14 protein-coding genes are annotated in these 17,451 nt (G+C 64.6%); 9 read left to right on the top strand and 5 right to left on the bottom strand.

All coding sequences use genetic code 11. The features are described 5' to 3' along the window. Positions 1-13: 13 nt before the first annotated feature. The 7 genes from PSV26_RS06160 (at position 14) to PSV26_RS06130 (ending at position 8,362) form a co-directional block, all read left to right on the top strand. On the top strand, positions 14-2,365 hold the full coding sequence (locus PSV26_RS06160) for a DNA translocase FtsK (protein WP_300511606.1): 2,352 nt from the start codon (positions 14-16) through the stop codon (positions 2,363-2,365). A gap of 107 nt (positions 2,366-2,472) precedes the next feature. Then, complete coding sequence (lolA, locus tag PSV26_RS06155) at positions 2,473-3,186, top strand: outer membrane lipoprotein chaperone LolA (protein ID WP_300568862.1); 714 nt, start codon at positions 2,473-2,475, stop codon at positions 3,184-3,186. A 21-nt stretch (positions 3,187-3,207) separates the two neighbouring features. After that, positions 3,208-4,548: a replication-associated recombination protein A gene (locus PSV26_RS06150; protein WP_300511604.1), complete on the top strand. Its 1,341-nt coding sequence runs from the start codon at positions 3,208-3,210 to the stop codon at positions 4,546-4,548. Between the two features lie 264 nt (positions 4,549-4,812). Beyond that, the gene (locus tag PSV26_RS06145; RefSeq protein WP_300511603.1) at positions 4,813-5,742 is read left to right on the top strand and encodes a branched-chain amino acid ABC transporter permease; all 930 of its coding nucleotides are present in this window, start codon (positions 4,813-4,815) and stop codon (positions 5,740-5,742) included. 10 nt (positions 5,743-5,752) lie between these two features. Continuing rightward, positions 5,753-6,841 (top strand): ABC transporter ATP-binding protein, encoded by a 1,089-nt coding sequence (locus PSV26_RS06140; protein WP_300511602.1) that lies wholly within the window; start codon positions 5,753-5,755, stop codon positions 6,839-6,841. 10 nt (positions 6,842-6,851) lie between these two features. Continuing rightward, the gene (locus PSV26_RS06135; RefSeq protein WP_300511601.1) at positions 6,852-7,619 is read left to right on the top strand and encodes an ABC transporter ATP-binding protein; all 768 of its coding nucleotides are present in this window, start codon (positions 6,852-6,854) and stop codon (positions 7,617-7,619) included. Between the two features lie 14 nt (positions 7,620-7,633). Then, on the top strand, positions 7,634-8,362 hold the full coding sequence (locus PSV26_RS06130; RefSeq protein WP_300511600.1) for an ABC transporter ATP-binding protein: 729 nt from the start codon (positions 7,634-7,636) through the stop codon (positions 8,360-8,362). A 588-nt stretch (positions 8,363-8,950) separates the two neighbouring features. On the opposite strand, the gene PSV26_RS06125 is transcribed toward PSV26_RS06130, so the two are convergent. Together PSV26_RS06125 and PSV26_RS06120 are read right to left on the bottom strand one after the other, a co-directional pair. Then, entirely contained in the window at positions 8,951-9,952 is a 1,002-nt protein-coding gene (locus PSV26_RS06125; RefSeq protein ID WP_300568859.1) for a hypothetical protein, read from the bottom strand. A 3-nt stretch (positions 9,953-9,955) separates the two neighbouring features. Continuing rightward, the gene (locus PSV26_RS06120; RefSeq protein WP_300511596.1) at positions 9,956-11,032 is read right to left on the bottom strand and encodes a hypothetical protein; all 1,077 of its coding nucleotides are present in this window, start codon (positions 11,030-11,032) and stop codon (positions 9,956-9,958) included. Between the two features lie 134 nt (positions 11,033-11,166). On the opposite strand from PSV26_RS06120, the gene PSV26_RS06115 reads away from it, so the two are divergent. Continuing rightward, a complete protein-coding gene (locus PSV26_RS06115) occupies positions 11,167-12,162 on the top strand; it encodes a tripartite tricarboxylate transporter substrate binding protein (protein WP_300568856.1) in 996 nt (331 codons plus the stop codon). A 601-nt stretch (positions 12,163-12,763) separates the two neighbouring features. Here the strand turns inward: PSV26_RS06115 and PSV26_RS06110 are convergent. Beyond that, positions 12,764-13,807, bottom strand: a complete 1,044-nt coding sequence (locus PSV26_RS06110) for a CDP-6-deoxy-delta-3,4-glucoseen reductase (protein ID WP_300568853.1) — start codon at positions 13,805-13,807, stop codon at positions 12,764-12,766. 67 nt (positions 13,808-13,874) lie between these two features. Here PSV26_RS06110 and PSV26_RS06105 point away from each other — a divergent pair, with 67 nt between their 5' ends. Then, complete coding sequence (locus tag PSV26_RS06105; protein ID WP_300568850.1) at positions 13,875-14,810, top strand: NAD-dependent epimerase/dehydratase family protein; 936 nt, start codon at positions 13,875-13,877, stop codon at positions 14,808-14,810. Positions 14,811-14,859: 49 nt separating this feature from the next. Here the strand turns inward: PSV26_RS06105 and PSV26_RS06100 are convergent, their stop codons facing one another. Next, entirely contained in the window at positions 14,860-15,915 is a 1,056-nt protein-coding gene (locus PSV26_RS06100) for a S1C family serine protease (RefSeq protein ID WP_300514548.1), read from the bottom strand. Positions 15,916-16,038: 123 nt separating this feature from the next. Continuing rightward, positions 16,039-17,337: an amidase gene (locus PSV26_RS06095; protein ID WP_300568847.1), complete on the bottom strand. Its 1,299-nt coding sequence runs from the start codon at positions 17,335-17,337 to the stop codon at positions 16,039-16,041. Between the last annotated feature and the right edge of the window lie 114 nt (positions 17,338-17,451).

Genomic DNA, 17,451 nt, shown 5'->3' with positions numbered 1-17,451 from the left:
CAGTGCTTGCCCTATGACTTATTCGCTTGATACCCTGAACTCCCGCACCTCTGCCGCCGCCGGTCCCGCAGGTGGCGTGAAACGCTTCGCGCATGAAGTCAGCCTGATCCTGGGCCTGCTCGCACTGGTCTTCTGGATCGGAGCCCTGCTCAGCTATTCGCCGCAGGACGCGGCCTGGTCCACCACCGGCAGTACCGAAGCGGCCGGCGCTCTCAAGGCGGGCCAGGCCGTGACACGCAATTGGGGAGGACGCCTGGGCGCGAACCTCGCCGATGCCAGCTATTTCCTTTTCGGGTTTTCCGTCTGGTGGGCGCTGGCTGCGGGTGTGCGCGCCTGGCTGGGCTCGCTGGCGCGCGGTCTGCGTGGCCAGCCGGCGGCCAGCACGGCTTTCGATCGGGTCAGGTTCTGGTCCTGCCTGGTGCTGCTGCTGCTGGCCAGCGCGGCACTCGAATGGTCGCGGCTGTACCGCTTTGAATTCAGGCTGCCCGGCCATGCAGGCGGGGTGCTGGGTTACCTGGCGGGGCCCGCCAGCGTGAAGTGGCTGGGTTTTACAGGGTCCGGCCTGGTCTGGATTGCGGTCGGCGTGATTGCGGTGTCTGTGGTGTTTGCTTTTTCCTGGGCCCACACGGCCCAGCGCATAGGCGCATGGCTGGACGAGCTGATCGAGTCGCGCCGCGAAAAACGCGAGATCGCCGAGGATCTGGCCGTGGGCCGTGTCGCAGCCCGCGAACGCGAGGAAGTCCTGCAGGAAGAACGCACCGAGATCGAGGAGCATCACCCGGTGCCGGTGCTGATCGAGCCGACGCTGGTCGAGATTCCAAAAAGCGAGCGGGTTGCCAAGGAGCGGCAAAAGCCGCTGTTCAGCGAGATGCCCGACTCCAAGCTGCCGCAGGTGGATCTGCTCGACGGTGCGCTGATACGTCAGGAAACCGTGGCACCCGAGACGCTGGAGATGACCTCGCGGCTGATCGAGAAAAAACTCAAGGACTTCGGCGTGGACGTGCGTGTCGTGGCAGCAGCGCCCGGTCCGGTCATCACGCGGTACGAGATCGAACCCGCCACCGGCGTCAAGGGCGCGCAGATCGTCAATCTGGCCAAGGATCTGGCGCGTGCGCTCAGCCTGGTGTCCATCCGCGTGATCGAGACCATTCCCGGCAAGAACTACATGGCACTCGAGCTGCCCAACGCCAAACGCCAGTCCATCAAGCTCAGCGAAATCCTGGGCTCGCAGGTGTACAACGAGGCCAAGTCCATGCTGACGATTGGCCTGGGCAAGGACATCAGCGGCGCGCCGGTGGTGGCCGACCTTGCCAAGATGCCGCACTGCCTGGTGGCCGGCACCACCGGCTCCGGCAAGTCGGTGGGGATCAACGCGATGATCCTGAGCCTGCTCTACAAGGCCGATGCGCGCGATGTGCGCCTGCTGCTGATCGACCCGAAGATGCTCGAGATGAGTGTTTACGAGGGCATTCCGCATCTGCTGGCCCCGGTGGTGACCGACATGCGCCAGGCCGCGCACGGCCTGAACTGGTGCGTGGCCGAGATGGAAAAGCGCTACAAACTCATGAGCAAGATGGGTGTGCGCAATCTGGCCGGCTACAACGTCAAGATCGACGAAGCCAAGGCGCGCGGCGAGTTCATCTACAACCCCTTCAGCCTCACACCCGAGCAGCCCGAGCCGCTGGAGCGTCTGCCCTACATCGTGGTCGTGATCGACGAGCTGGCCGACCTGATGATGGTGGTCGGCAAGAAGATCGAGGAACTGATTGCGCGGCTGGCGCAGAAGGCGCGCGCTGCCGGCATCCACCTGGTGCTGGCCACCCAGCGCCCCAGCGTGGATGTGATCACCGGACTGATCAAGGCCAACATCCCGACACGGCTGAGCTTCCAGGTCAGCAGCAAGATCGATAGCCGCACCATTCTGGACCAGATGGGCGCCGAAGCGCTGCTGGGCATGGGCGACATGCTCTACATGCCCAGCGGCACCGGTTTTCCGATTCGTGTGCATGGCGCGTTTGTCAGCGACGATGAAGTGCACCGCGTGGTGGCTTACCTGAAGCAGCAGGGCGAACCCAATTACATCGACGGCGTGCTGGAAGGCGGCACGGTGGATGGGGACGGCGATCTGCTCGGCGACGGCAATGGCGTCGCGGGTGGTGAAGGCGAAAAAGACCCGATGTACGACCAGGCGGTCGAGATCGTGCTGAAAAACCGCAAGGCCTCGATTTCGCTGGTGCAGCGCCACCTCAAGATCGGTTACAACCGGGCCGCCCGCATGCTTGAGGAGATGGAGAAGTCGGGCATGATCAGCGCCATGTCGGGCAGCGGGCAGCGTGAAATTCTGGTGCCCGCACGCGCCGAATGACGACAGCAGGGCATTTACAGCAGCGATACATTGTTCAGGCAACCAATGCCCGCCGCATGAGTCCCACAAGCACTGTTCACCCAACGGGGCTTACCCCTCCATTTGCCATGATCCATTTCTTTCCATTTCCCGTCCTCGCCGCCCGCCGCCCCCTGGTCGGCGCATTCCGGGTCGCATCGGCGGCTTTTTTGGCTGTTTTTGCCATCGCTGCCAGCGCGCAGGTGAACACTGCCAACGGCCTGGAAAGCCTGGAGGCCTTTGTCAAGAACACAAAAAGCGGGCGCGCCGTGTTCACCCAGGTGGTGACCAGCCCGGCGCGCGAAGGGCAAACCGCCAAGACAAAGGCCTCCAGCGGCAGCTTCGAATTTTTGCGGCCCAACCGGTTCAAGTTTGTCTACAAAAAGCCGTTCGAGCAAAGCATCGTGTCCGACGGCCAGACCCTGTGGCTGCACGACGTGGACCTGAACCAGGTGACCGCCCGCAAGCTCACGCAAGTGCTCAGCGGCACGCCTGCCGCCGTGATCGCGGCGGCGGCAGACATCAAGGCGCTGCAGGCCGATTTCACCCTGGTGCCGCAGCCCGACCGGGCCGGACTCGAATGGGTCCAGGCCACACCCAGAACCCGGGACGGCCAGGTGCAGAGCATCACCGTTGGTTTCAGGAACACCGGCAAGGGCAGCGAGCTGGCGGTGCTGGAGATCCTCGACAGCTTCGGCCAGCGCTCGGTGATGACCTTCACCCAGTTCGAGGTCAACCCGGCCCTGGGCGCCAGCGTATTCGAGTTCAAGCCGCCTGCCGGCGCGGACGTGATTCGCCAATAGGAAAAACAGAAGAAGACAGGCATGACCGCTCTTGACGGGACCCCTTTCGGGCAGGTCGCCGATGCCCGGGCCGCGGCCCCGCTGGCCGAGCGCCTGCGTCCGAAAAACCTCGGTGAGGTGATTGGCCAGCAGCACCTGCTCGGCGCGGACATGCCGCTGCGCATTGCCTTTGAATCGGGCCAGCCCCACAGCTGCATCCTCTGGGGCCCGCCCGGCGTCGGCAAGACCACGATCGCGCGCTTGATGGCCAGCAGTTTTGATGCCCACTTCATCACCATTTCGGCCGTGCTCGGCGGTGTCAAGGAAATCCGTGAAGCGGTCGAGCAGGCCAGCATCTGGCAGGGGCAGGGCGGCAAACGCACCATCGTGTTTGTCGACGAGGTGCACCGTTTCAACAAAAGCCAGCAGGATGCGTTCCTGCCGCATGTGGAAAGCGGCCTGTTCACCTTTATCGGTGCGACCACCGAGAACCCCTCGTTTGAAGTCAACTCGGCCCTGTTGTCGCGCGCGGCGGTGTATGTGCTCCAGCCCCTGGGGGAAGAAGATCTCAAGCAAATCATTGCCAAAGTCCTTGCCGAGAAAGCGCTGCCAGCTATTAAAAGCATAGCGCCTGACGCTGCTGACCAGCTCGTGGCCTACGCCGACGGCGATGCCCGGCGGCTGCTCAACACGCTGGAGTCGCTCAATGTGGCGGCCCAGCGCGAAAAAAAGGGTGGCAGCCTGGAGGTCACGGCGGCCTGGCTCCTCAAGGTGCTGGGCGAACGCATGCGCCGCTACGACAAGGGCGGCGAGCAGTTTTACGACACTGTCTCGGCGCTGCACAAGGCGGTGCGCGGCTCCGACCCGGATGCCGCGTTGTACTGGCTGGTGCGCATGCTTGACGGCGGTGCCGAGCCCAAATACATGGCGCGGCGCCTGATCCGCATGGCCAGCGAAGACATTGGCCTGGCCGACCCGCGTGCGCTGCGGCTGGCGTTGGACGCCGCCGAGGTCTACGAGCGCCTGGGCTCGCCCGAGGGCGAGCTGGCGCTGGCCGAATGTGTGGTCTATCTGGCGATCGCCCCCAAGTCCAATGCGGTGTACAAGGCCTTCAACGAGGCGCGTGCCCTCGTGAAAAAAGACGGCACCCGGCCGGTGCCGCTGCACCTGCGCAATGCGCCGACCCAGCTGATGAAAGACCTCGACTACGGCAAGAACTACCGCTATGCCCATGACGAGGAGGGCGGCTTTGCCGCCGGTGAAAGTTACTTTCCCGACGGCATGCCGGTGCCGGTGTTTTACCGTCCGGTCAACCGCGGTCTGGAGATCCGGATTGCCGATAAGTTGAATGAGTTGAAGCTGATGAACAAGCAGAAAAACTAATGAAAAACAAATCCTGCTCATAAAGCCTGATTCGGTTCGATAAATGCGGTTTCTCAAGGGTAAACCCCGCGAAAACCGGCTTGCTGGCCCGTTTCTCGCTAGAGACGCATGGCTACAATTTGCGGATTAGCTCGCCACCCAATCCAGTTGTCCTCTGGTGTTGATAGGCGGGCTTTTTGTTAACTCACGTGGCCTCACGGTGATCCCGGGGAGGTCGTGGCCGCAGGCGGAGTTGACAATTTCAACCAATCGGGAGACTGAGTTATGGAAGTTTTGCTTCAGCAGATCATCAACGGGCTGGTGCTGGGCAGCATGTATGCCCTGGTCGCCCTGGGCTACACCATGGTGTACGGCATCATCAACCTGATCAACTTCGCGCATGGCGAGGTGCTGATGGTGGGCGCGCTGACCAGCTGGACCATCATCGTGTGGATGCAGGAAGCCATGCCCGGCACGCCGGGCTGGGCCATCCTGCTGATTTCACTGCTGATCGCCTTCGTGGTGTGTGGTGCGCTCAATTTCGCGATCGAAAAAGTCGCCTACCGGCCGCTGCGCAACTCGCCCAAGCTGGCGCCCCTGATCACCGCCATCGGCATGTCCATCTTGTTGCAGACCCTGGCCATGATCATCTGGAAGCCCAACTACAAGCCTTACCCGACCCTGTTGCCGTCCGAGCCGCTGCAGATCGGCGGCGCGGTGATCACCGTCACGCAAATTTTCATCCTGGGTGCCACCGCGGTGTCGCTGTCCATCCTGATGTACCTGGTCAATTACACGCGTCTGGGCCGGGCCATGCGCGCCACCGCCGAGAACCCGCGGGTGGCCGCCCTGATGGGGGTCAAGCCCGACACCGTCATCTCGGCGACCTTCATCATCGGCGCCGTGCTGGCGGCACTGGCCGGCGTGATGTACGCCTCCAACTACGGCACGGTGCAGCACACCATGGGCTTTTTGCCCGGCCTGAAGGCGTTCACCGCCGCCGTGTTTGGCGGCATCGGCAACCTGGGCGGTGCGGTACTGGGCGGCATTCTGCTCGGGCTGATCGAAGCGATTGGCGCCGGCTACATCGGCCCGCTGACCGGCGGTGTGCTGGGCAGCCAGTACTCGGACATCTTCGCCTTCATCGTGCTTATTTTTGTGCTCACGCTGCGGCCTTCAGGGCTGCTCGGGGAACGTGTGGCGGACAGGGCCTAGGAGAACTTCGATGAAAACCAAAAAAATCGTCACCTTTCTCATCGTCGCGGCGGCACTGCTGGTGCTGCCCCTGCTGCTGCAACAGGGCGGCAACGCCTGGGTGCGCATTGTCGACATGGCCCTGCTGTATGTGCTGCTGGCCCTGGGCCTGAACATCGTGGTGGGTTACGCCGGCTTGCTGGACCTCGGTTACGTGGCTTTTTTTGCCGTCGGCGCCTACCTGTTTGCGCTGCTGGGCTCGCCACACCTGGCCGATGCCTTTCCCGCGGTGAAGGCGGCTTTCCCGAACGGACTGCACCTGCCGATCTGGGCCATCATTCCGATGGCGGCGGCCCTCGCCGGCCTGTTCGGCGTGATCCTGGGTGCGCCCACGCTGAAGCTGCGCGGCGACTACCTGGCCATCGTCACGCTGGGTTTTGGCGAAATCATCCGGGTGTTCCTGAACAACCTGGACCGACCGATCAACCTGACCAACGGGCCCAAGGGCATCAACCAGATCGACTCGATGAAGTTCTTCGGGTTCGATCTGGGCAAGTCGCATGACTTCTTCGGCATCGAGTTCACCTCGGTGTCGATGTACTACTACCTCTTTCTGGTGCTGGTGATCGTGTCGGTGGTGATTTGCCACCGGCTTGAGAACTCGCGCATCGGCCGCGCCTGGATGGCGATCCGCGAAGACGAGATCGCGGCCAAGGCCATGGGCATCAACACCCGCAACCTCAAACTGCTGGCGTTCGGCATGGGCGCGACTTTTGGCGGCGTGTCCGGCTCCATGTTTGCCGCCTTCCAGGGTTTTGTCTCGCCCGAGTCCTTCAGCCTGATGGAGTCGGTCATGATTGTGGCCATGGTGGTGCTGGGCGGCATCGGCCACCTGCCGGGGGTCATTCTCGGTGCGCTGCTGCTGGCCGCGCTGCCGGAAGTGTTGCGCCACGTGGCCGGTCCGCTGCAGGCCATGACGGGCGGCCGCCTCGACGCCGCCATCCTGCGCCAGTTGCTGATTGCGCTGGCCATGATCACCATCATGCTCTCCAGGCCGCGCGGCCTGTGGCCGGCGCCCGACCACGGCAAATCGCTGGTCAATACCGGCAACGGCAAATAAGGGCAAGGTCATGAGCGAAACCATTCTCAAAGTCTCCGGTGTTTCCAAGCGTTTTGGCGGCCTGCAGGCCCTCAGCGATGTCGGCATCCACATCGAACGCGGCCAGGTCTATGGCCTGATCGGCCCCAACGGCGCCGGCAAGACCACCTTCTTCAATGTACTGACCGGGCTGTACACCCCTGACAGCGGCACTTTCGAGCTTGCCGGCAAGCCGTACAAGCCGTCGGCCGTGCACGAGGTGGCCAAGGCCGGCATTGCGCGCACCTTCCAGAACATCCGGCTGTTTGCCGACATGACGGCACTGGAAAACGTCATGGTGGGGCGCCACATACGCACCAAATCGGGCCTGATCGGCGCGGTGTTCCGCACACCCGGGTTCAAGGCCGAGGAAGCGGCCATCTCCAAACGCGCGCAGGAGCTGCTCGACTATGTGGGCATCGGCAAATACGCTGACTTCAAGGCGCGCACGCTGAGCTACGGCGACCAGCGCCGCCTCGAGATCGCGCGGGCACTGGCGACCGACCCGCAGCTGATAGCGCTGGACGAACCTGCCGCCGGCATGAACGCCACCGAGAAGGTGCAGCTGCGCGAGCTGATCGACCAGATCCGCAAGGACAACCGCACCATCTTACTGATCGAACACGACGTCAAGCTCGTCATGGGCCTGTGCGACCGTGTCACCGTGCTCGATTACGGCAAGCAGATTGCCGAAGGCCCGCCTTCCGAGGTGCAGAAAAATGAAAAAGTGATCACCGCCTATCTGGGCACAGGTCATTGAAGGAAACCAAGAACATGGCCACTACAAGTCATACCACCCTGCTCAAAGTCACCGGCCTCAAAGTGGCCTATGGCGGCATCCAGGCGGTCAAGGGCATCGATTTCGAAGTCAAGGAGGGTGAGTTGGTCACGCTGATCGGCTCCAACGGCGCCGGCAAGACCACCACCATGAAAGCCATCACCGGCACGCTGCCACTGCTGGGCGGCGACATCGAGTACCTGGGCAAAAGCATCAAGGGCCAGGGCGCCTGGGACCTGGTCAAGGAAGGTCTGGCCATGGTGCCGGAAGGCCGCGGCGTGTTCACCCGCATGACGATCACGGAAAACCTGCAGATGGGCGCCTACATCCGCGACGACAAGCCCGGGATCGCTGCTGACATGGAAAAGATGTTTGCGCTGTTCCCGCGCCTGCGCGAACGCAAGGACCAGCTCGCCGGCACCATGTCCGGCGGCGAACAGCAAATGCTGGCCATGGGCCGCGCGCTCATGAGCCGTCCGCGCGTCCTGCTGCTCGACGAACCGTCCATGGGCCTGTCCCCCATCATGGTCGACAAGATTTTCGAGGTGGTCAGGGACGTGTCGGCGCAGGGCGTCACCGTGCTGCTGGTCGAACAGAACGCCAGCCGGGCCCTGGGCATTGCCGACCGCGGTTATGTCATGGAGTCGGGCCTGATCACGATGAATGGCGAGGCGAAGGAATTGCTCAATGATCCGCGGGTGAGAGCGGCTTATCTGGGGGAGTGATTCTTCAGGTGATTCAGGGCTTTGGGCCTTATGGGACGGGCGCAGGCAGCTATTGAATTTATAGCGATTCGGAACCCACCCCGCCGTTCGGGCTGGGCTTGGCCTGTCCTGAGCTTGTCGAAGGGTCGAAGCCTGTGCGGGCTTGCGCTTCGCTGGGTCTTCCAGCAAGCCGGGACTCGCCCCGGCGGGCGAGGCACTTTGTCTTTGCTTCGCCAAAGAAAAGTACCCAAAAGAAAGGCGACCCGATGGTCTGGGTCCCTCCGCTTCGCTGCGGGCAACCTGCGGTACTCGGCAAAAGCGGGGTCAGGCACAACTCGGCTGCGCCTCAAACAAGTGCCTGCCCCGATCCGCTTTTGCCTGCGCTCCTCGGCCCAGCCCGACGGGTGGGGGAATAAATGCGGATTCGGGTGCGGGGACTGTCATGTATGCACGCGCTTGCAGCACACGCGGCCACATGAAGCTCCCCTCCATCGCCCAGCGGGGCGAGGGAGGGGCGGGGGAGGGAGTGGGGAGTTACGCCTACTGTCGGGAGCGACCCGCAAATGCAGTGTGCGGTAATCTGGCCGGCAACGGCCGCAAAGGGCAGGCTTATTTCCCCGCCGCGTTCGACTTTTCAATCCCGGTCGCCACCGCCTGGGCCAGACTGTTCGACAAGCTGCTGTCACCCGTCACCTTGCCCAGCGCCGCGCCGGTCACCAGCTGGATCAGGCGGGTCGAAGGGTCGGTATTGGCCGATGCGCTGGCCGAACCTTCCGGGGCGGTGGCGCTTTTCATCAGGCCGCTGACCAGGTCCATGGCAAACCGGTTGCCCGAACTCCCGCCGCCGCCACCGCCGGAAGAACCCGCCATGGTCAGGGCCACCTGGCCCAGAATGGCGAAGGCCGTGCGCCAGGCCTTTTCGCTTTCCTGCTGCTTGAAGTCGCTCACGGCAAGCTGCAGGTCGCGGTGGTACTGCTGCTGCAGCAAGGCCATGTAGTCAGGCCGGGCCGGCATGAACATCACCACGCCGCCGCCCACCACCGCGCTGTTGCTGACAAACAGGCCGGTTTCCTTGCTGTTGTCTTCCAGGTCCACCTTGTCACCATAAAAAATGATGTGGCCCATGGTGATGCGTCCGGCCTCCATGCCCTTGGCCGGCATGTAGTCGAAGCGGCCGCGGTATTCGATGCCGTTGCCCATGGCATACACACCCTCGTAGGGCACGGCCAGGCGCGCCCGCATGAAGGCGTGGTCCATGCGCCCGAAGGTGCCGGTGAACACGGGCACGATGTTCATCGCCCCGAAACCGCGTATCTGGCTGCCGCGGTCCATCAGGCCATCCGCGCCGTAGAACTGCTCGTACTTTTTGCCCTTGGTCAGCGGATGGCTGACCAGGTAACGCTGGCCGGGGATGGTCTTGCTGCCTTGCCAGACGCCTTCGAGCATCTGGTTCTGGTACATGTCGTGCACTGTTCCCTGGCCGTCGCGGCAGTCGCCCTGCACGCAGCGGTAGAAGTCGGCATTGGAGATGTCCAGGGCCTGGACGGCCGGCGCCAGCGCAGCCAGCAAGGCGGCCAGCGCCATGGCGCGGCGTGACGGGCAAGCGCGCATCCCTCAGTCCTTCGGGCAGGTCTGGGCTTTGGTCAGCACGCCCTCGATGAAACAGGTGCGGGTCTCGATCATTTCCACGCCGCCCACCGTCACCAGCCGCGCGGTCTCCATGCCGGGGACCTGGTCCAGCCGCATGCCCGACGCTTTCAGGTAGTTCTCCTGGGTCTGCACCTGTTCGCCGTGCGGCTTGCCGTTTTTCATTGACGTCTGGCTGGTCATGAACATCTTGTCGTTCTTGTACATGACCATGCGCTGCAGCGGCGTGTTCATGCCCGAGGTGAAATGGCTGTCGAGCTGCTGCTGGAAGCTGGTGTTGACGCCGAACAGGCCGGCGCTGATCCTGGGCGCCATGCTGACCGTGAACATGGACATTCTTCCGGCTCCGAAGTTCATGTAGTTCAGCGTGACCTGCGGCTCGGGCGCATCCGGGATTTTTGTTTTCGCCATGGTCTGGGTCATCTGTGCATCGTCATACAGGGTCTCGTTGCGCATGGCCAGCTGGGTGACGTGGTAGCGGTCCCCGTCCTGGAGCTTGCCGTCCTTGAAGCTCAGGAAATAACGGCTGGCCTGCTGCGTCCCCATTTTCATGGTCATCTTCACCTGCTTGGTGCCGAGGTCCATGGTGTTGACGTTTTCCATCAGGGTGTCGAACTGCACCAGGAAATCGGTGTCACCGTCGAGTTTGCCGTCCTTGCAGGTGGCTTTGAGCGGCGTGATGCGGATGTTGCTGTACTGCATGGGTTTGGCGGCGGTGTCCGGGTCCATGCCCATGTCGCGCAGCTGTTTGCGTGACATCAGCCGGATCTTCTCGGCCTCTTCCGGAATTGCCATGAACAGCCCGAGCGGCGTATACAGGTCACGCTGCGCCACCTCGCAGGGCAGGGCCATGGGTGCGGCCGGCGGCTTGAAATAGTTGGGGTCGGCCTTGATGCGGGCGTAGTCGGCCTGGAAACGCCGGACCAGCGCCTGCGCCTCGGGCTCGGCCGGGTTCGGCAGGTCCAGCGCGAGCGCGGGACCCGCGCCCAGACAGACAAGCGCCAGCAGGCACAAACGCGGGACACAGGGGGCAAAACGGGGCATGACAACTCCAGGGCTAGGTGCAGGCCATGTTAGCCACCACTGTGCATTCGGGGCATCCCGCGTTTGTGGGAGGCCGGGCGCACTAGGGAATGCCACGGTGATCCGGTTTGCCGTTCTTTGCCACAATCAGGGCCATGAAAACCTCCTTCTTCCTCCCTTCTTTCGCGGCCCGCGCGCTGGCGGCGGCCTCCATCGCCGTGCTGGCCCTGTCGTCCCCCCTCGCCATGGCGCAGCCCAAGGTCATGCGCATCATCGTGCCCTACGCACCGGGCGGGCCGATCGATGTGACCGCGCGCCTGATGGCCGAGCGCGTCAAGGACTCGCTGGGTACCGTGATCATTGAAAACCGCCCCGGCGGGGGCGGCAACATCGGGGTGGACGCCATCGCCAAGGCGGCCCCCGACGGCCTGACCATCGGCATCGCCGCGGTCGCTACCCACGCCATCAACCCGTGGCTCTACAGCAAGATGCCCTACAACGCGGCCACCGACTTTGCGCCCATCACGCAGATGCTGCGCGTGCCGAACGTGCTGGTGATGAACGCCGACACCGCCAGACGCCTGAACATCAACACGCTGGCGGACCTGATCGCCTATGCCAAAGCCAACCCGGGCAAACTCAATTACGCCAGCGGCGGCAACGGCAGCGCCGGCCACCTCGCGGGGGAAATGTTCAAGAAAGACGCGGGCATTTTTGCGCTGCACATTCCCTACAACGGTGGCAACCCGGCGCAGCTGGCGCTGCTCAGCGGCCAGGTTGACTTCAACTTCGACAACCTCGCGACCGCCTCCGCCAACATCAAGGCCGGCAAACTCAAGGCGCTGGCCGTGACCACCGAAAAACGCAGCGCCGCGCTGCCCGATGTCCCGGCTGTGGCCGAAACGCTCAAGGGTTTTGCCATCGACACCTGGTGGGGGCTGGTGGCTCCGGCCGCCACGCCGAAAGACGTGGTCGCCAAATTGAACCAGGCCTTTGTGGCAGCCCTCAATTCGCCCGAAGCCAAAGCCCGCTTTGCCACGCTGCTGGCGGAACCGGTGGCCAGCACGCCCGAGCAGTTTGGCGCTTTCATGAAAAGCGAACTGGCAAAATACGAGAAAGTGGTGAAGGCTTCCGGGGCTCGGGTGGATTGATTTTGTAAAGCCTTTTGAGGCTTTGTCCCTTATTTTATGGGTGCAGGCTGCTATTGAATTTATAGCGAATATTTTCTGTGGCTTGTCATCCCGGACTTGATCCGGGATCCATGTGTGCTGACTACCTTGCTCCACTTTTTGTGGTGTGCCGGCAAGCCGGGTCTCGCCCCGGCGGGCGAGGCACTTTGTCTTTGCTTCGCCAAAGAAAAGTACCCAAAAGAAAGGCGACCCGATGGTCTGGGTCCCCTGCGCTGCGCTCCGGGGCAACCTGCGGTGCTCGACAAAAGCGGGGTCTCGCTCGAACTCGCCTTCGGCTCAGACAATCGCGAGCCCTGATCCGCTTTTGCCTGCGCTCCTCGGCCCAGCCCGACGGGTGGGGGGCAAATGCGGGTTCGGGTGCGGGGAGACGATGACGCGCTTTGCGCGTCATCGTCTGAGTACGGGACCGTCATGTTTGCACGCGGGCGCAGCTCACGCGTCCAAATGAAGCTCCCCGCCATCGCCCAGCGGGGCGAGGGAGGGGCGGGGGGAGGGAGTGGGGAGTCCGTCCTACTGTCCAGGACGAACCGGGGACGCAGCGTGACGCCAGCGGCGAAAAAATTCAGGCCAGCGCTTTGGCCTTGTCCGCCTCGGTCGTGAACGAGTCCGCAAAAAACTCTTCGTCCGGCAGGCCGCCGAGTGCGCTGTAGTCGGCGCGGGCCGAATCCACCACGATGGGTGCGCCGCAGGCATAGACCTGGTGGGCCGAAAGGTTGGGGAAGTCTTCCAGCACTGACTTGTGCACGAAGCCGGTGCGGCCGGTCCAGTTGTCTTCCGGCAGCGCGTTGGAGATCACCGGCACATAGCTCAGGTTGGGCATTTCGGCCGTCTTGGCCATCACCCAGTCGTTCATGTACAGATCGGCCGGACGGCGGCCGCCCCAGTAAAGTATCGCGGGCCGGGTGATGCCCTTGAACTGCATGTGTTCGATCAGCGCCTTGATGGGCGCAAAACCGGTGCCCGATGCCAGCAACACCATGGGTTTGTTGCTGTCTTCGCGCAGGAAGAAGCTGCCGTAAGGCCCTTCGATGCGAAGGATGTCTTTTTCCTTCATGGTGCCAAACACCTGCTCGGTGAACTTGCCGCCCGGCATGTGGCGGATGTGCAGCTCGATGCCCGGGGTGTCGACCTGCGTGTGCGGCGCATTGGCCATGGAGTAGCTGCGGCGGTCGCCGTCGCGCAGCAAGAACTCCACATACTGGCCGGCGTGGTACTTGAAGACATCGCTGGCCGGCAGCTGCAGGCGGATCACGATCACGTCGTGCGAGGCGCGCGCCAGGCTGCTCACGCGGGCCGGCATTTTCTTGATCGGGAAGGCGCTTTCGTCGGTCACCTGGCGCGACTCCAGCACCACGTCGGTCTGCGCCACGCCGCAGCAGGTCAGGATGAAGCCCGCGGCTTCTTCCTCGTGACTCAGCGCCTTCAGCTGGTGCGGGCCGTGCACGACCGTGCCTTCGATCTTTTTGCACTTGCAGGAACCGCAGGCGCCGTCCTTGCAGCCATAAGGCATGCCTATGCCCTGGCGGATGGCGGCGGCCAGCAGCGCTTCGTCGGGGTTGGCGGTGAACGAACGGCCGCTGGGCAGCACGGTGACGTTGAAAGTCATACTGGTTATCCTCTGACGTATTCCTGTTTTTTTATAACTCTGGCTGTTTTCAGCCGACCCCCCAATTTTGCCCTCAAACCAAAGTCCCCTCGGCGCCCTGCCTTCGCGCTTTCGCCGCCAGCGTATCCTGATCATCGGCTGCGGCGACGTCGGCCTGCGTGTGGCACGCCAGCTGGCGCCGCGTGTGCGGCTGCTGGCCCTGACCTCGTCGCCCGAACGCAGCCCTGAATTGCGTGCCCAACACATCACACCGCTGGCCGGCAACCTGGACCAGAGCGCCACCCTGCGGCGGCTGGCCGGGCTGGCCACCCGCGTGGTCCACCTGGCCCCGCCGCCCGGCGAGAACCTGACCGACTGGCGCCGCGACCCGCGCACGCTGGCCCTGTTGCGGGCGCTGCGCCTGCGCGGCCTGCCGCAAGCGGTGGTGTATGGCTCGACCAGTGGCGTGTACGGCGATTGCCAGGGCGAGTGGGCGAGTGAAACCCGCGCCGTGAACCCGCACACGCCGCGTGCCTGGCGCCGGGTCGATGCCGAGGCCCAGCTGCGCTTTTTTGGCCGCTCCAGCGGTGTGCGCGTGCACACGCTGCGCATCCCGGGCATCTACGCCCCCGACCGCGAGGGCGGCACGCCGCGCGCCCGTTTGCTCAAGAGCACGCCGGTGCTGGCGCCCGCCGACGACGTGTTCACCAACCACATCCATGCCGACGACCTGGCGCGCGCCTGCGTGGCAGCCCTGTGGCGCGGCAAACCCCAGCGCGTGACCAATGCCAGCGACGACACCGAGTTGAAGATGGGCGACTACTTCGACCTAGCCGCCGACCTGTACGGTCTGACGCGCCCGCCGCGGGTGGCACGCAGCACTGCGCAGGACGAGTTGCCGCTGATGCTGCTGAGCTTCATGAGCGAGTCGCGCCGGCTCGCCAACACGCGGCTGAAGCAGGAGCTGCGGCTGCGCCTGCGCTACCCCACTGTGGCCGAGGGCTTGACGCTACAAACAACATAGCACTCTGCGCACGCTGGTCAAGGGCTGGCGGCCGATTTGACCTGAAGAATCAGATGCCGGATGGTTTTCTCAGGGTCTGGAGCCGGTCCTGGGCCTTCAGCACAATGGTCTTGACGTCGGCGCCCTGCAACACCGTCAGTGAGACTTCCGCATCGGGCGCGGCCCGGTCCCAGAGTTTCTTGTAGAACTCGGCCAGTGTCGCGACCTTGGTACCGTCCACCGCGAGCACCACGTCACCCGCCTCCAGGCCGGCCAGCTCGGCCGGGCTGTCCTTGCTGACGCGCACGATCTGGATGCGGCCGCCCTGGTCGCTGGAATTCAGGCCCAGCCAGGGCCGGTGGCTTTGGGGACTGCTGCCGGAGCGCTGCATGTCGACCAGGATGGGGCGCAGGAGGTCCACCGGCACAAACATGTTGCCGGGCAGGCGCTGGTTCTGCCCGCTGGCGTCGGCCACCAGCAGCGAGCCTATGCCCACCAGCTCCCCTTTCTGGTTGAACAGCGGCGCGCCGCTGTGGTTGGCGCCGTTGCCCAGCAGGGGTGGGCTGGTGAACAGGGCCGTGTCGAGGTGGTACTCCCAGGTGCCGGAAAACGCGCGCTTGCTGACCAGCCGCGTCATGCTGACCTCGCCGTCGTCGCTGGTCTGCGGGCCGGTCACCGCCATCAGCGCCTCGCCGGGTTGCAGGGGCTGGCTGCTGCCAAGCACGGCGGCACTGACGCCGCTGCCGGCGCGCAGGGGCAGCAAGGGCCGCAGCAGGCCGAAACCGGTGGCCAGGTCGTAGGCCACGGCGCGCGCCGGCAGGGTCTTGTTGTCCTGGGTCACGATTTCAATCTGCTCGGCCTCCAGCATCAGGTAGCCAATGGTCAGGATCAGGCCGTCCGGCGCAATCATCACCCCCGAACCGCGGCGGTGCTGGCCCAGGGTCTCGGCCGAGCGCGCTTCGTCGGCCACCATGACCCGCACGCCCACCACCGAGGCATTGGCCCTGGCCAGCGCCGCAATTGTTTCCTGTGCGGTCGGCGGTTGCACCGTGGCCGCCTGCAGCGGCAGGGCACCCAGCAGGAAGGCCGCAACAAAGGGTTGGGTCCAACGAGGAAGTGAGCGCATGACGGACTCCCGAAGCCGCAGAAAAAACTGCGATTCGAGAATGCGCCTAATTCAATGCCATGGCAAGGCGCTGGGTCAAATTGCCCAGCCCCAGCCCCAGCCCCTGCGCCTTGCTGCGGGCATTCAGGGGCTCAGGCGCGCGTGCACCCAGTGCGCGGCCGCCAGCAGGCGGTGGTCGTCGCCATAAGCGCCGATCAGTTGCAGGCCCACGGGCAGGCCGCTGCGACCGCGGGCAAACGGCAGGTGCACGCAGGGCAGGCCCAGCAGCGTCCAGCTGCGGCAAAACAGCGGGTCCCCCGTGCCGTCCAGCCCGGCCGGCGCCTCGCCGATGCTGCTGGGGGCCAGCAACACGTCGTGGGGTCCAAACAAGTCCTGCGCCTGGCGCCGCGCCTGCGCGGTCACCCGCAGGTTGTGCGCATGCGTTTCACCACTGATGGTCAGCCCCGCAGCGATCAGCGCCTGCAGCGGCGCACTGAGCTGGTCGCGGTGCCGCAGGCGCTCATGGCTCAGCGAGCGCGCGGTCTCGAAGGCCTGCACCTCTTTCTGCACGGCAACCAGGCCCGACAGCTCAGGCGGTAGCGCCAGCGGCACGCCGTGGCCGGCCAGCGCGGCTTCGGCCCGGGCCCAGGCCTGCTGCGTATCGGCATCGGCCAGCGCCCACTCGGGCGTGCGGCAAAAGCCGATGCGCGGCGCGGCCGTCTGTGCAAAAGCAGCGGGGTCGGCCAGCCGCGCATCACCGGTCAGCACGGCGCCCAGCAGCGCCACGTCGCGCACGCTGCGCGCAAAGCCGCCCACCGTGTCCAGCGTTTCCGAAAGGCTTTTGACGCCCGCTTTGGGCACCCGGTTGTGGCTGGGTTTGTAGCCGACCACGCCGCAGAAAGCCGCCGGCCGAATCAGCGAACCGGCCGTTTGAGTGCCCAGCGCCAGCGGCAGCATGGCGTCGGCCACGGCGGCGGCCGAACCACTGGACGAACCGCCCGGCGTGTGCGCGGGGTGGTGCGGGTTGCGCGTGACGCCGGGGAACATGTTGGCCAGCTCGGTGGTCACGGTTTTGCCGAGCAGCACCGCGCCGGCTTCGCGGCACAGCGCCACGGCCGCCGCGTCGGCCAGGGGTTGCTGGCCGGCATAGATCGGCGAGCCGTAGCCGGTGGGCAGGTCAAAGGTGTCGAACAGATCCTTCACGCCGAAGGGCAGGCCGTGCAGCAGGCCGCGCACCGGCCCGGCATCGAGTTCGCGCGCCGTCGCCAGCGCGGCGTCGGCGCCCAACTGCACAAAAGCCTGCAGTTGCGGCTCACGTTCGGCCATGCGGTCCAGGCAGGCGCGGACCAGGTCCACGGCCTTGAGTTCGCGGCGCGTCAGCAGAGCGGCGGCTTGCCAGGCGTCAAGTTGGTGGAGCGGGGTGGCGGAGCGCGAGGAAGTCATGCCCGCCAGTATCTGTGCTTCTGTGGTTTCGCGCGCAAGCGCCCACAAAAAAGGCCCCACCAGAACTGGAGGGGCCTGTATCTGGTGCCCGGGGCCGGAATCGAACCCGCGTAC

The sequence above is a fragment of the Polaromonas sp. genome, assembly GCF_029945685.1.
GTDB lineage: Bacteria > Pseudomonadota > Gammaproteobacteria > Burkholderiales > Burkholderiaceae_C > Polaromonas.
This window is presented reverse-complemented; position numbering and strand designations above follow the sequence as displayed.